We start from the raw sequence: 13,383 nt of genomic DNA on the forward strand, positions 1-13,383 counted from the left end.
CCCCCGGACCCCCCGCCGGTTCGATCACGACTGGGGTGGTCTGACGCGGAACACCGCGCAGTACAGCGCGGGTACAAAAACCAATGTGACCAACGTGCCTGCAATGATACCGCCCATCATCGCATAGGCCATCGGCCCCCAGAACACCTGTCTTGAGATGGGGATCAGCGCCAGCGACGCCGCCGCAGCGGTCAGCAGGATCGGACGGGCGCGGCTGTCCGACGCCTCGAAGACGGCATCCCACTGGCTGCGGCCCTTGTGCAGCAGTTCCTGAATTTCGTGGACCAGAATGACCGAGTTGCGGATCAGGATGCCGATCAGCGCCAGGATCCCCAGGATCGCGACAAAGCCCATCGGCACGCCGAACGGCACCAGCACCGCCACCACGCCGATCAGGCCCAGGGGCGCGGCGGCAATCACCACCAGCGACATCCGGAAACCTTGCATCTGCGCCATGACCAACACGGCCATGATCAACAGCATCACCGGCACCACGGCGGCGATGGGGGCCTGGCTGTCGGCAGAGGTCTCGACGCTGCCGCCGACCTCGATCCTGACGTGCGGGGGCAGCGTCGCCTGATATTCGGCCACTTGGGCGGCCAACGCGGAGACAAGGGTCGCGGGCTGGTCGATGGTGGCGATGGCAGCCTTGACCGTGACCGTGGGCAGGCCGTTCCGCTGCATGATCAGCGGCTGTTCGGACCCGTATTCCAGCGTTACCAGCGCTGCCAGCGGGACGACACGCCCATCCTCCAGGGTCAGCTGCATGTTGCGGATCGAACCAAGCGACTGACGGTCGTCGGCCGCCCCACGGGCCACCACATCGATCAGAAAAATGTCGTCGCGCAGCTGCGTCACGTTTGTGCCGCTGAACAGCGCCGACAGCGCCTGGGAGATGTCGGCGCTGGTCACACCCAACTGGCGGGCCTGGTCCTGGTCCACGACCAGGCGGACCATGCGCGCGGGCTCGTTCCAGTCCAGCACGATATCGCGCAGGCGGGGCTCGGACGCGATCAGCGTGGCCAGACCCTGGGCCGCGTCACGGGCCGCGTCGGTATCCGGGCTGGTCACGCGGTACTGGACGGGCTTGCCCACAGGCGGGCCGATCTCGAGGTTCTTGACATAGATGTCCACGCCGGGAAATTCGGCAGCGGCAAGCACGCTCAGTTCTGCCTTGACCCGGTCGCGGGCGGCCAGATCGGGCGTCTGGATCACGATCTGGCCCATATGCGGCCCCGCGGTCGGCACATCCATCGACAGCACGAAACGCGGTGCCCCCTGCCCCACATACGAGGTCCAGAACAGCACGTCGTCGTTGTCGGCAAGGCTGGCCTCCAGCCGGTCCATGTCGGCGCGGGTGCGCGCGATGGACGCGTTCTGGCGTTCGGTGATGTCGACCAGAACCTCGGTACGGTCGGATGTCGGAAAGAACTGCTGTTCCACGAACCGCATGCCCCAGACCGAGGTCGCAAAAATCGCCAGCGTCACCGCGATGGTCAGCCACTTGAGCCGCATCGCCGCCCGGAGCAATCCGTGAAAGCCCCGGCGCAGACGACCCGGACCCTTGTGGCCATGGCCCATGTCCGCGCGCAGAAAGGTCACGCCCAGCAGGGGGGCGAACAACACGGCCACGACCCAGGACACGATCAGCGACACCGCGATCACCACGAACAGCGAGAACGTGAATTCGCCCGCCGCAGAACTGTTCAGCCCGATGGGGATGAAGCCCGCGACCGTCACCAGCGTCCCCGTCAGCATCGGAAACGCGATAGAGGTCCAGGCATAGCTGGCGGCATCCGTCAGCGATTCGCCGATCTCCAGCCGTGAGATCATCGTCTCGATCGCGATCATCGCGTCGTCGACCAAGAGGCCCAGGGCGATGATCAGCGCGCCAAGCGAGATCCGCTGCAGCGTGATGCCGTACAGCTGCAGAATGACGAAGGTGATCGCAAGGCACAGCGGGATCGTCAGCGTCACCACCAGCCCCGCCCGCAGGCCCAGGCTGATGAAGCTGACGACCAGAACGATGGCCACGGCCTCGGCCAAGGCCTTGACGAAATGACCCACGGCGTCCTCGACCACGTGCGGTTGGTCGGCAAATTTCGCCATCTCGATACCGATGGGCAGGTCGGCGGCGATGCGGTCCATCAGCGCCTCCAGCTCGGCGCCGAATTCCAGGATGTTTCCGCCCTTGCGCATGCCGATCTGCAGGCCGATCGCGGGCTGGCCGTTGTGGCGGAACAGCGATGTCGGCGGGTCCTGATAGCCCCGGGTGATCGTCGCCACGTCGCCCAGATTGAAGAACCGCTCTCCGACGCGCAGGTTCACGGCCTCGATGGAGGCCGCGCCATCGAACTGGCCACCGACGCGGACCAGGATGCGCTCTGGCCCGGCATGGATCACGCCCGACGGCGCGATCGCGTTCTGCTGGGCCAGCGTCTGCATCACCTGCGCCTGGTTCAGGCCCAGGGCTGCCAGCCTAGCGGCAGAGAACTCCAGGAACACCTGTTCGTCCTGCACGCCCAACAGCTCGGTCTTGCCGGCCGCGTCGAGGGCCGCGACCTGACGACGGATCGCCTCGACCCGGTCGCGCAATTCGCGCGGAGTGAACCCGTCGGCGGTAAAGGCATAGATGTTGCCGAACACGTCACCGAAATTGTCGTTGAACTGAAAGCCCGCGAATTCCTGCGGGAAATCAGGGTTGATGTCGCCCATCATCTGGCGGACCCGCTTCCACACTTCGGGAACGGCGGGGCCGCGGATGGTGGGGTCCAGTTCGACATAGACGACAGACTGGCCGGGGGTGGTGACCGAGCGGGTAAAATCCAGCTCGTCCAGCTCTTCCAGCTTGGTCTCGATGCGCGTGGTGACCTGTGTCAGGGTCTCGTCGATGGTGGCGCCGGGCAAGGCTGCACCGATGATCATTGTCTTGATGGTAAAGTCGGGGTCTTCCTCGCGGCCCAGATTCAGATAGCTGATGGTGCCCGCGATCATCGACACGATCAGCAGAAACCATATGAAACTGCGATGTTTCAACGCCCAGTCGGACAAATTGAAGCGGGTCTTGGGGGTGCTCACGGTTCCAGCCTCCGGCCGACGGGCTGGCCGGGGGCCAATGATTTCACGCCGCGGATCACGATCTCGTCGCCCGCGTCAAGGCCGTGGGTGATGGACACGCGCCCGCGAAAGGGGGCGGCGGCCTGAACGGGGACCTGTTCGACCTGCGCGCCCCCGTCGGTGCGGATCACCCGCCAGACAAAGGGCAGACCGTCGGTCGCGACCAGTGCCTCGGCAGGCAGGGACAGGGACGGCGCGTCAACGCTTCCGAACCGTGCCCGCACCAGCGCGCCAAGGCGAAACGGGGCATCGGGGGGCAGGCTCAGGTACAGCCGCCGCGTCCGGGTCGCGCTGTCGGCCATCGGGTCGACACGGTCCAGCACGGCAGCGATTTCAACCGTTGTGTCGGTACGATGCCAAACGGTGAACTCTGCGCCCGGGGCCAGCCCGACCAGCGCCTGTTCGGGCAGGTCGATCACCACCTCGGGGGTGTCCTGGGCGGACAGCTGGACCACGGGCGCGCCCGCGCCAACCACCGCGCCCGGCGCCTCGAAAACCGCGCTGACGACCCCGGCAAAGGGCGCGGTCATCCTGGCAAGGCCCTCGGCGTCCTCTGCCTGCAGCAGCTGCGACCGGGCCTGTTCCACCGCGGCAGCCGCGGCGCTGGCCTCTTGCTGGGCCTGTTCCAGTTGCGCGTCCGAGGCGACGTTGCGCTCGGCCAGTGCCTGCGTTCGCTCCAGCTTGGCCAGCGCCGTGCGGTTCTGCACGTCGGCGGCGTCCAGGGCGGCGCCAGCGGCCCGGGTGGTCGCGGCCAGATCGTCCGTGGACAGCTGCGCCAGCAGGTCTCCTGCGGCGACCTGATCACCCAGATCGACGGGCCGCGCGATCATCCGACCAAGGGTCTGAAAGCCCAGTTGGACCTGCGTGCGCGCCTCGACCACGCCGGGAATCCATCGGGCATCGACGTCGCGGTCGTCCACGATCACACTGACCACCGGGCGCGGCGGACCCGCGGGCGCCGAGGCCTGCACACCAAAACCCAGCCAGTCGGGCAAGGACAGCGCCGCCGCAGGCCCGCAGGCCAGCGCAAGCAAAGTGGCAAGCGCCAGAAACCTCATGGCACATCCCCTTCGACAGCCTGGACACGGCGACCGGGATACAACAGCTGGGCCCCGTCGCCCACAACGCGCTGACCGTCAGTCAGACCCTCCGACACAAAAATCGTGCCCTTTGCAAAATGGTTGATGACCACCTTGGTCAACGTCACGCGCCCATCGTCGTCCACCACCCAGACCGCAGGATCGTCGCCTGACCGCATCAGGGCGGTCCAGGGGACAACGATGCCCCGTTCCATCGCCATGCTCAGGTGACCGCGCACCGACGCGCCCAGCAGGACGGTCCCGGCATTGGGCGTCAGCAGACGGGCGCGAACGGTCACCGTGCCGGTCTGCGGATCGACCAGAGGGGCGATTTCAGTCACGGTGCCGACCATGTCGGGGCGATCGACGTCCAGCGTCTCCATCCGCACGTCGTGACCCAGGATATCGTGCAGCAACGGATCGTCCGGGGCTTGGAACACCGCCTCCAGCCCTGACAGGGCGGCCAGGGTCAGAACCGGCTGTGCGGCGGCGACCACCTGACCGGGGGCAACCGATTTGGCGGTGACGACGGCATTTTCGGGCGCGCGCAGCACGGCGTCGTCGACGGCGCGGCGGGCCTGTTCGACCGTCGTTTCGGCACGCTCCAACAATCCTTGGGTCTGGGACAACGCCTGTTCCGCCTGATCGGCCGCGGCGCGTGTCCCGACCCCCCGCGACAACAGCGCGTCAGCGCGTTCACGCGCCTGCCGGGCCTGGTCTGTACGCGCACGCTCTGCCGCCAGACCGGCCAGCGCCGCGTTCAGCGCCTGATCCTGCTGAACCGCGTTCAGCCGCGCCAAGGGCTGTCCCGCAACGACGCGGTCGCCCTCGGCCACCAGAACCTCGGTCACGCGACCGCCCTGACGAAAGGCCAGTTCCAGCGTATCCACAGCCTCGATTTCACCGGACAGCTGCATCTCCAGGTCAAGGGGCTGGGTGCGGGCCGTCACGATACGAACACGGATGTCGTCGGTGACGGTCTGTGCCGCCGCCATCGCAGGAACGAATACCATAAGGACAAGGGGCAGCAGCTTGAACATCAGAACCGATCCACGACATCTGTGGCTCAATCTGTCGACGGTTTTCACCGACTTTGAAAGCCCCCTTACCTTAGGTCACAGCGGCCTTTTGATGAAATTGCGACTGGTTCCAGCTGCCCGTGCTCAGGATCCGCGCCAGCGTCGCGACCGCGTGCGACACATCGTCCAGATCGTTGTACAGCGGGGCAAAACCGAACCGCAGCACGTCGGGCGCGCGAAAATCGCCCACCACCCCCGCCGCGATCAGCGCCTGCATCACGGCATAACCCTGGGGATGGCGGAACCCCACCTGCGACCCGCGCAGGGCGGGGTCACGCGGGCTGTTCAGCACCAGATCGGGACACGCGGCCTCGACCCCGGCGATGAACGCCTCGGTCAGCTCGATCGATCGCGCCCGCAGCGCGGTCAAGTCGACCTGGTCCCAGATGTCCAGCGATGCCTCCAGCGCGCTCAGCGCGATGACCGGCGGAGTGCCCACGCGCATTCGCTCGACCCCCGGCGCGGGGCGGTATTCCAGGTCAAAGGCAAAGGGCGCGGCATGGCCCATCCAGCCCTGCAGGATTGGTTCGGCCTGTTCGGCATGGCGGGGATGAGTCCAGATAAAGGCCGGCGCGCCCGGCCCACCGTTCAGGTACTTGTAGGTGCAGCCCACCGCGAAATCAGCGTCCGCCCCCAACAGGTCCACGTCCACCGCCCCCGCCGAATGCGCCAGATCCCAGATCGCCAGCGCGCCGGCCTGATGCGCGCGGGCGGTCAGGGCGGGCATGTCGTGGCGGCGTCCGGTGCGGTAATCGACCTCGGTCAGCATCAACACCGCCAGATCGGGACCGATGGCGGCCTCGACCGCGTCGGGCGCCACGACGCGCAGGGTCGCACCCAGGGCGCGCGCGATCCCCTCGGCCACATACAGGTCGGACGGAAAGTTGCCGCTGTCCGACAGGATCACCCGTCGGTCGGGCCGCAGGGCCAGTGCAGCGCTCAGCGCCTGAAAGACCTTGATCGACAGCGTGTCGCCCATGACCACCTGCCCTTCGCCCGCGCCGATCAGCCGCGCGATGCGGTCGCCGACCTTGCGCGGCTGAACGTACCAGCCCGCCTTGTTCCATCCGGTGATCAGCATCTGCGACCATTCATCCGTCATCATCGCGGCCACGCGATCCGCAGCGGCGCGTGGCATCGGCCCCAGTGAATTGCCGTCCAGATAGGTCATGCCGTCCGGCAGGTGGAATGCGGCGCGTGTCTTGGTGAAATCGGTCATCTCTGGCTCCCTCTTGACGCCACGATAGCGCCGCGATTGGCTGCCCGAAAGAGAGGGAACCGATGCTGTACCAGATCACCGATTGGGACGACGCCTATGCCAATGGCGCGCATATCCCGAATGCCGACACCTATGTCCCCCGCTGGACGGATGCGGCGGCGGCCTTTCGCACGGCCCATCCGCCGCAGGATCTGGGCCGCGGGCATGTGTTCCTGCCCGATGGTGCACCGCGCGGGCTGATGGTGTTCATCCACGGCGGCTATTGGATGCGGTTCGATCCGACGCTGTGGTCGCATCTGGCGGCGGGGGCAATGGCGGCGGGCTGGGCCTGTATCATGCCGGGCTATCCGCTGGCACCGGATGCACGCATCGCCGACATGACCGGCATCGTCGCCGACCAGATCGTGCAGGCGGCGTCACAGGTTGCGGGCCCCATTGCACTGACCGGCCATTCGGCGGGCGGGCATCTGGCCGCGCGGATGATCTGTCCGGGCGTGCTGCCCGATGACGTGGCATCGCATGTCACCGCCTGCGTCCCGATATCGCCACTGACAGACCTGCGACCGCTGATGCGCACGGCGATGAACGACACGCTGCGCATCGACGCGGCCGAGGCTGCGTCCGAAAGCCCTGCGCTGCTGGAACCGCGCGCGGGCATTCCGGTCACCATATGGGTCGGCGGGGCCGAGCGCCCCGAATTTATCCGCCACGCACGCCTGCTGGCGGATGTCTGGGCGGGACTGGGCGCGGCAACCGAATGCGTCATCGACCCCGGCCGCCACCATTTCGACGTGATCGAGGGGCTGGCGGATCCTGCCAGCCCCCTGATGCGCCGCCTGCTGGGTTACAGCGGCTGACGATAATCGAACGTCTCAGGGTCCGGCCCGGTGCGATGGCCCCGGTCCAGCGCGTCGATGGCCGACATCTCTTCGGGCGTCAGGTCGAAACTCAGCACGTCGAAATTTTCGGTCAGACGTTCCGGCTTTTCCGATTTCGGAATGACCGACAGCCCGTGCTGAACGTGCCAGCGCAGGATCACCTGTGCGGGCGTGCGGGCTGTCCGCGCGGCGGCATCGCGGATTGCGGGCGCGTCAAAGCTGTCGCCGCGGCCAAGGGGGGTCCAGCTTTGCGTGACGATGCCCAACTGCTTGTTCACCGTGCGCATCCGTTCCTGCGTCAGCGACGGGTGCAGCTCGATCTGGTTCAGGGCGGGCGCCACGCCGGTTTCGTCGATCAGGCGGCGCAGATGCGGTTCGTGGAAGTTCGCGACCCCGATGGACCGTACGCGACCCTCGTCGCGCAGACGGATCAGCGCCTTCCAGCTGTCGACATAGGCGTCCATCGCGGGCAGTGGCCAGTGGATCAGGTACAGGTCCAGATAGTCCAGCCCGCAGCGGTCCATGGTCGCGTCGAACGCCCGCAGCGCCGCGTCATGGCCCTGCGCGTCGTTCCACAGCTTTGACGTGACAAAGATCTGGTCGCGCGGCACGTCGCTGTCGCGGATGCCCCGGCCCATCCCGGCCTCGTTCTTGTAGGCGGCGGCTCCGTCGATCAGGCGATAGCCCCGGCGCAGCGCCTCGCCCACGACGGCGGGGGTCGCCGCATCCTCGATCTGCCAGATGCCGGTGCCCAGTTGGGGCATGGCATGCCCGTCGTTCAGGGTCATCATCGGTTGGGTCATCATGTGCTCCTTGTGGCGGTTGCAACCCAACGCATCGGACGGGCGCATGGGTTCGTGCGACAAAGCCGCCCAACTGGGCGGCGGAACCCCCACGTCAGGGCATGGTTATAGGCCATGCGGCAATCCACGCCGCGAAAGGCGCTTCATGGACCAGCAGGTCATCCCATTCGATCTCGCCCGGATGTTTCTGGGCGAGCATCCCCCCCTGTTCTATGCCGAAATCCTGTTCCGCACCGTTGTGGTCTATGTCTATGCCCTGCTGATGATCCGGTGGGTCGGCGGGCGCGGCGTGGCCCAGCTGTCGATGGTGGAATTCCTGCTGGTCATCGCACTTGGGTCGGCGGTGGGCGATGCGATGTTCTATCCCGACGTGCCCCTGTTTGCGGCGATGGCGGTGATCACTGTCGTCGTGGGGCTGAACAAGGGGCTGGACCGGCTGATCGTGCGGTTCGACCGGGCCAAGCGGATCATCGACGGTCGTCCCGTGGCGCTGGTCTCGGACGGGCGCATCCTGCCCGATGCCGCGTCGCACCGCGATCTGGGCCTGGCCGAGATCAAGGCGATGCTGCGCCTGGCCGGTGTTGCCAATCTGGGCGAACTGCGCGCCGCCTATCTGGAGGCCGGGGGCGGGCTGTCGGTCTTTCGCCGCACCGAACCGCGGCCGGGGCTGTCGCTGCTGCCACCCGAACATCTGCTGAACGGGCCGCCGCCACCCGCAAAGGCGCTTGCGATGGATGGGCAGACATGTTGTGCCCTGTGCGGCGCGTCCACCGGCGCGCAGATCATCGCCACCCGTGCGCCCTGCCCCGAATGCGGCAACCGCATGTGGCAGGCCCCCGAATGGCCCCAAGGGGCCGACAGCGTCCAAGGTGGCGCCAAACCGATGGAGTGAACCATGAAGGTCTTTACGCTGGTCGTCGAACTGGGCAGGCGGACGGGTGACGGTCTGCCCAAGGGCGCGACCGGGGCGGGCCTTGTCTGCTATGCCGCCGGCCACGACGAACCCGAGGCGGTGCGCGAGACCGTGGCGATCCTGAAACAGGCCGACATGGCCCCGCTGGACGTCACCGGATACGGCACGCTGGACGAACGTCTGGCCGACGGGCACGAGATCGACGAGGCGGAACGCGCGCTGATGGACCGCGCGCTGGCCGAGAATTCGGTCATCATCGCGCAGATGACGCCGTGGTTCGGAGAGGCACCCGACCCGGAATCGCTGCTCCACTAAGCGCGCCCGCGCCCTACCCAAGCGGGTGTCGTTCGTCTAGACTGCAGCCTGAAGACCAATCCGGGCCATCAGGATCCGGGCCAAGAAACTTCGGCAGTCCAGAACAGGCGATCCACCATGAGCTTTTCCCGCATTCTTCTGTCCACCACCCTGATCGGCGCGCTGGCGGCCTGTGCGTCGCCGGTGTCGCGCATGCCCGCCGCGGGCGGCCCCCGTGCGCCCGCAGACGTCACCGTGACCCCCATCCCGGCCGCCAATCCCGGCGACGAGGCCGGCCTGCAGCAGTTCGTCCAACAGTTCCGGTCCCGCGCCCTGTCATCAGGCGTATCCGGTGCGACCTATGACCGCGCGATGGCGCTGGCCCGCTACAACCCCGACGTGATCCGCCTGGACCGTCGCCAGGCCGAGTTCTCGCGCCCCGTGTGGCTGTACCTGGACAGCGCCGTGTCCGACGTCCGCATCACCACGGGCCGCCAAAAGCTGGCGCAGCTGTCGCCCGTCCTGGCCCGGATCGAGGCGCAATACGGCGTCCCGCGCGAGATCGTTCTGGCGGTCTGGGGCATGGAATCGAACTTTGGCGCCAACCGCGGCAAAATGCAGATCATCCCGTCGCTGGCGACGCTGGCCTATGACGGCCGCCGCGGAGAGATGTTCCAGAACCAGCTGATCGCCGCCCTGCAGATCCTGCAGGCGGGTGACACCGACCCCCAGCACATGCTGGGCAGCTGGGCGGGCGCGATGGGCCACACCCAGTTCATGCCGACATCCTATCTGGAATACGCGGTCGATTTCAGTGGCGACGGCCGCCGCGACATCTGGTCCGAGGATCCGACCGATTCGCTGGCCTCCACCGCGGCCTATCTGGCCCGCAGCGGCTGGCAGCGCGGCGCGACCTGGGGGGCCGAGGTGCGGCTGCCCGCCAATTTCAACATGGGCCTGATCGGCAAGGGCACCCGGCGGTCGGCCGGCGACTGGTCGGCACAGGGCGTGCGCACGATGGGCGGCGGCGGGCTGCCGTCGGGCAACGGCTCGATCATCATGCCGGCGGGGGCGCGGGGGCCTGCGTTCTTTATCACCGACAACTTCCGGTCGATCCTGCGCTACAACAACTCGGACAACTACGCCCTGGGCGTGTCCTATCTGGCGGAACGCATCGCGGGCCGTTCGGGCATCCAGGGCGCCTGGCCGCGCCAGGACCGCACCCTGTCCACCGCCGAACGCCAGGAAATCCAGCAGCGTCTGGCCCAACGCGGTTTCTATCAGGGAGAGATCGACGGGCTGTTCGGTTCCGCCACGATGGAATCGGTCTCGGCCTTCCAGCGGTCGGTCGGCGTGACGCCCGACGGCTATCCGACCTCGATCCTGCTGGATCAGCTGCGCCGGTGAGCGACGCGGACGGCCTTGCCCCGGCGGGGCCGTTCTCGCCTGCGGAACGCGCGGCGGTCTATCGCGCGATCCGTGAACGCCGTGATGTGCGCGGCCAGTTCCGCCCCGACCCGGTCGAACCCGCGACCCTGCGACGCCTGCTGCAGGCGGCGCATGACGCGCCATCCGTGGGGCTGTCACAGCCGTGGAACTTCATCCTGATCCGGGACGCCGCCCTGCGCGGGCGCATCCACGACGCGTTCGCATCGGCCAATGCCGAAGCCGCCGAACGCTTTCCCGACCGCAACGCGCTCTATTCATCGCTGAAGCTGGAGGGCATTCTGCAGGCGCCGGTCAACCTGTGCATCACCTGCGACCGGACCCGCGGCGGCGATCACGTCCTGGGCCGGACCCATGACCCGGCGACCGACCTGTATTCCACGGCCTGTGCGGTGCAGAACCTGTGGCTTGCCGCCCGGGCCGAAGGCATCGGTGTGGGATGGGTCAGCATCTTTCGTCAGGACGACCTGCGCCGCCTGCTGCACCTGCCCGACCATGTCGTGCCGGTCGCCTATCTGTGCATCGGGCATGTCACCGAACTGTACCGCCAGCCCGAACTGCAAAGCCGGGGCTGGGCCGCGCGCCTGCCGCTGGACGACCTAATCCTGCAGGACCGCTGGCCCGAACCCTAGGCCAGATGGGGGCGGAATGCGCCCAGAACCTCGGCATAGACGGCGCGCTTGAACGGCACGATGCTGTCCAGAACGTCCTCGGCGCGCATCCATTGCCATCGGTCAAACTCGGGATGCGCGGTGTCGATGCGGATGTCGTCATCGGTGCCCAGAAATCGCAGTGCCAGCCATTTCTGGCACTGCCCCCCGAACCGCCCCTTCCAGATCCGGCCGACCATCTCGGGCGGCAGATCGTAAAAGAACCAGTCCGGCGTCTCGTCCAGCACCTCGACCAAGGTCGCGTCGATGCCGGTTTCCTCGGTCAGTTCGCGCAGGGCGGCCTGACGCGGGGTTTCCCCCGGATCGATGCCGCCCTGTGGCATCTGCCATGCGGGCGGCTGATCAGCGTTGCGGTCGATGCGGCGACCGGCAAAGACCATCCCCCGCTCGTCGATCAACACCACGCCCGCGCAGGGCCGATACGGCAGGCCGCCCGGCCCCATGCGTCCATCCATCAGATCAGCCCTGATCAGGGGCGGCCTCGGCCCCCTCCTCATCCGCACCTTCGCCGGTCACTGCGGGCGTCGCAGCCGCCGGCACCTGTTCGGCACGGAAATTGACCGCCGCCAGACCCTTCAGAACGTCGACCGCATAGGCCAGCTGGTAATCCTCTTCGCGCAGCGCGGCGGTGGCCTCGACCTCGGCGGCCTCGGTCTCCATCTGCTTGCGCATCTCGTCGCTGACATCGTTGCCCAAGGCACCGCGCAGGTCGGCTTCGGACCGGCTGAAGTCGCTGTTGCTGCGGGCCTCCTCCTCCTCGGCCTCTGGGGCCGGGGCGGGCTGGGCCACCAGGATGTCGGGCTGCACGCCCAAGGCCTGGATCGACCGGCCCGACGGGGTGAAATACCGCGCCGTAGTCAGGCGGATGGCGCTGTCGGCGGTCACCGGCATGACCGTCTGGACCGAGCCCTTGCCGAACGACTTCTCGCCCACGACGATGGCGCGGCGATGGTCCTGCAACGCGCCCGCGACGATTTCCGATGCGCTGGCCGAACCGCCGTTGATCAGCACGACCATCGGCTTGCCCTCGGCCAGATCGCCGGTCTCGGCGTTCCAGCGTTCGCTTTCCTCGGGGTCGCGGCCACGGGTGCTGACGATTTCGCCCGCATCCAGAAACGCATCGCTGACGCTGATCGCCTGGTTCAGCAGGCCGCCCGGATTGTTGCGCAGGTCCAGCACAAATCCGGTGACCCGGTCGATGCCGCCAGCCTCCTCGACGGCCTTCTCCAGCTCGGCCTCCAGCGTGTCATAGGTCTCGTCGTTGAAGGTCGACACGCGCAGCACGACCGCATGGCCCTCGACACGGCTGCGCACCACGGTCAGCTTGATTGTGTCGCGCGACATGGTCAGGTCGAACGGCTCGCTCTCGCCTTCGCGCAGGATGGTGATGGTGATCTCGGACCCGATGGGGCCGCGCATCATCTCGACCGCGTCGTCCAGGGGCAGGCCCAGCAGCGATTCGCCGTTCACATGGGTGATGAAATCGCCGGGCTGAACGCCCGCATTGGCCGCGGGAGTGTCGTCGATGGGGGCCACGACCTTGACCAGCCCCTCCTCCTGGCTGACCTCGATGCCCAAGCCGCCAAAACTGCCGCGGGTCTGGGTCTGCATGTCGGAATAGTCGTCGGCCGACAAAAAGCTGGAATGCGGGTCCAGCGAGGTCAGCATTCCGTTGATGGCGGCCTCGATCAGGTCCTTGTCCTCGGGCGCCTCGACATAGTCGGTGCGGATACGCTCAAAGATGTTCCCGAACAGCTCCAGCTGCTCATAGACAGAGGTGTTCCCCTCGGCGGTCTCCTGCGCCAGCAGTGGACCGGCGATCTGGGTGGTGGCCAGGGCTCCGGCCAGAACGCCCCCCAGGCCTGCGATCAGATAATGTCTCAT

Annotated in this window: 12 protein-coding genes; 5 read left to right on the top strand and 7 right to left on the bottom strand. The window is 67.2% G+C overall.

Going from position 1 to position 13,383, the window contains the following annotated elements:
• Positions 1-24: 24 nt before the first annotated feature.
• From ACJJVR_RS07515 to kynU, 4 genes are all read right to left on the bottom strand, one after another.
• On the bottom strand, positions 25-3,078 hold the full coding sequence (locus tag ACJJVR_RS07515; protein WP_405403474.1) for an efflux RND transporter permease subunit: 3,054 nt from the start codon (positions 3,076-3,078) through the stop codon (positions 25-27).
• Positions 3,075-4,175, bottom strand: a complete 1,101-nt coding sequence (locus ACJJVR_RS07520) for an efflux RND transporter periplasmic adaptor subunit (RefSeq protein WP_405403476.1) — start codon at positions 4,173-4,175, stop codon at positions 3,075-3,077. Before ACJJVR_RS07520 ends, ACJJVR_RS07515 begins: the two co-directional genes overlap by 4 nt.
• On the bottom strand, positions 4,172-5,236 hold the full coding sequence (locus ACJJVR_RS07525) for an efflux RND transporter periplasmic adaptor subunit (RefSeq protein WP_405403478.1): 1,065 nt from the start codon (positions 5,234-5,236) through the stop codon (positions 4,172-4,174). Before ACJJVR_RS07525 ends, ACJJVR_RS07520 begins: the two co-directional genes overlap by 4 nt.
• 70 nt (positions 5,237-5,306) lie before the next feature.
• Entirely contained in the window at positions 5,307-6,494 is a 1,188-nt protein-coding gene (gene kynU / locus ACJJVR_RS07530; RefSeq protein WP_405403480.1) for a kynureninase, read from the bottom strand.
• Positions 6,495-6,556: 62 nt separating this feature from the next.
• Here kynU and ACJJVR_RS07535 point away from each other — a divergent pair, with 62 nt between their 5' ends.
• On the top strand, positions 6,557-7,351 hold the full coding sequence (locus ACJJVR_RS07535; protein WP_405403482.1) for an alpha/beta hydrolase: 795 nt from the start codon (positions 6,557-6,559) through the stop codon (positions 7,349-7,351).
• On the opposite strand, the gene ACJJVR_RS07540 is transcribed toward ACJJVR_RS07535, so the two are convergent.
• Positions 7,339-8,178 carry an aldo/keto reductase gene (locus ACJJVR_RS07540; RefSeq protein ID WP_405403484.1) on the bottom strand — a complete coding sequence of 280 codons (840 nt, stop codon included), beginning with the start codon at positions 8,176-8,178 and terminating at the stop codon, positions 7,339-7,341. The two genes, ACJJVR_RS07535 and ACJJVR_RS07540, sit on opposite strands and share 13 nt — an antisense overlap.
• 142 nt (positions 8,179-8,320) lie before the next feature.
• Between ACJJVR_RS07540 and ACJJVR_RS07545 the strand changes: the two genes are divergently transcribed.
• The 4 genes from ACJJVR_RS07545 to bluB all read left to right on the top strand — a co-directional run bounded on the left by ACJJVR_RS07545 (position 8,321) and on the right by bluB (position 11,460).
• Positions 8,321-9,067: a DUF421 domain-containing protein gene (locus ACJJVR_RS07545; protein WP_405403486.1), complete on the top strand. Its 747-nt coding sequence runs from the start codon at positions 8,321-8,323 to the stop codon at positions 9,065-9,067.
• A 3-nt stretch (positions 9,068-9,070) separates the two neighbouring features.
• Positions 9,071-9,403 carry a hypothetical protein gene (locus ACJJVR_RS07550; RefSeq protein WP_405403488.1) on the top strand — a complete coding sequence of 111 codons (333 nt, stop codon included), beginning with the start codon at positions 9,071-9,073 and terminating at the stop codon, positions 9,401-9,403.
• A 117-nt stretch (positions 9,404-9,520) separates the two neighbouring features.
• Positions 9,521-10,789, top strand: a complete 1,269-nt coding sequence (locus ACJJVR_RS07555) for a lytic murein transglycosylase (RefSeq protein WP_405403490.1) — start codon at positions 9,521-9,523, stop codon at positions 10,787-10,789.
• Positions 10,786-11,460: a 5,6-dimethylbenzimidazole synthase gene (gene bluB, locus ACJJVR_RS07560; protein ID WP_405403492.1), complete on the top strand. Its 675-nt coding sequence runs from the start codon at positions 10,786-10,788 to the stop codon at positions 11,458-11,460. The genes ACJJVR_RS07555 and bluB overlap by 4 nt, the downstream gene beginning before the upstream one ends.
• Here bluB and ACJJVR_RS07565 read toward each other — a convergent pair.
• A complete protein-coding gene (locus ACJJVR_RS07565; RefSeq protein WP_405403494.1) occupies positions 11,457-11,954 on the bottom strand; it encodes an RNA pyrophosphohydrolase in 498 nt (165 codons plus the stop codon). The two genes, bluB and ACJJVR_RS07565, sit on opposite strands and share 4 nt — an antisense overlap.
• 4 nt (positions 11,955-11,958) lie before the next feature.
• A complete protein-coding gene (locus ACJJVR_RS07570) occupies positions 11,959-13,383 on the bottom strand; it encodes a S41 family peptidase (protein ID WP_405403495.1) in 1,425 nt (474 codons plus the stop codon).

Source organism: Paracoccus sp. Ld10 (genome assembly GCF_045064235.1).
GTDB lineage: Bacteria > Pseudomonadota > Alphaproteobacteria > Rhodobacterales > Rhodobacteraceae > Paracoccus.

What these genes read in the sequence shown, in the direction of transcription:
- ACJJVR_RS07535 (WP_405403482.1), top strand. Translation starts at nt 6,557, where the DNA reads ATGCTGTACCAGATCACCGATTGGGACGACGCCTATGCCAATGGCGCG.
- ACJJVR_RS07565 (WP_405403494.1), bottom strand. Translation starts at nt 11,954, where the DNA reads ATGGATGGACGCATGGGGCCGGGCGGCCTGCCGTATCGGCCCTGCGCG.
- ACJJVR_RS07545 (WP_405403486.1), top strand. Translation starts at nt 8,321, where the DNA reads ATGGACCAGCAGGTCATCCCATTCGATCTCGCCCGGATGTTTCTGGGC.
- ACJJVR_RS07540 (WP_405403484.1), bottom strand. Translation starts at nt 8,178, where the DNA reads ATGATGACCCAACCGATGATGACCCTGAACGACGGGCATGCCATGCCC.
- ACJJVR_RS07520 (WP_405403476.1), bottom strand. Translation starts at nt 4,175, where the DNA reads ATGAGGTTTCTGGCGCTTGCCACTTTGCTTGCGCTGGCCTGCGGGCCT.
- kynU (WP_405403480.1), bottom strand. Translation starts at nt 6,494, where the DNA reads ATGACCGATTTCACCAAGACACGCGCCGCATTCCACCTGCCGGACGGC.
- ACJJVR_RS07570 (WP_405403495.1), bottom strand. Translation starts at nt 13,383, where the DNA reads ATGAGACATTATCTGATCGCAGGCCTGGGGGGCGTTCTGGCCGGAGCC.
- ACJJVR_RS07525 (WP_405403478.1), bottom strand. Translation starts at nt 5,236, where the DNA reads ATGTTCAAGCTGCTGCCCCTTGTCCTTATGGTATTCGTTCCTGCGATG.
- ACJJVR_RS07555 (WP_405403490.1), top strand. Translation starts at nt 9,521, where the DNA reads ATGAGCTTTTCCCGCATTCTTCTGTCCACCACCCTGATCGGCGCGCTG.
- ACJJVR_RS07550 (WP_405403488.1), top strand. Translation starts at nt 9,071, where the DNA reads ATGAAGGTCTTTACGCTGGTCGTCGAACTGGGCAGGCGGACGGGTGAC.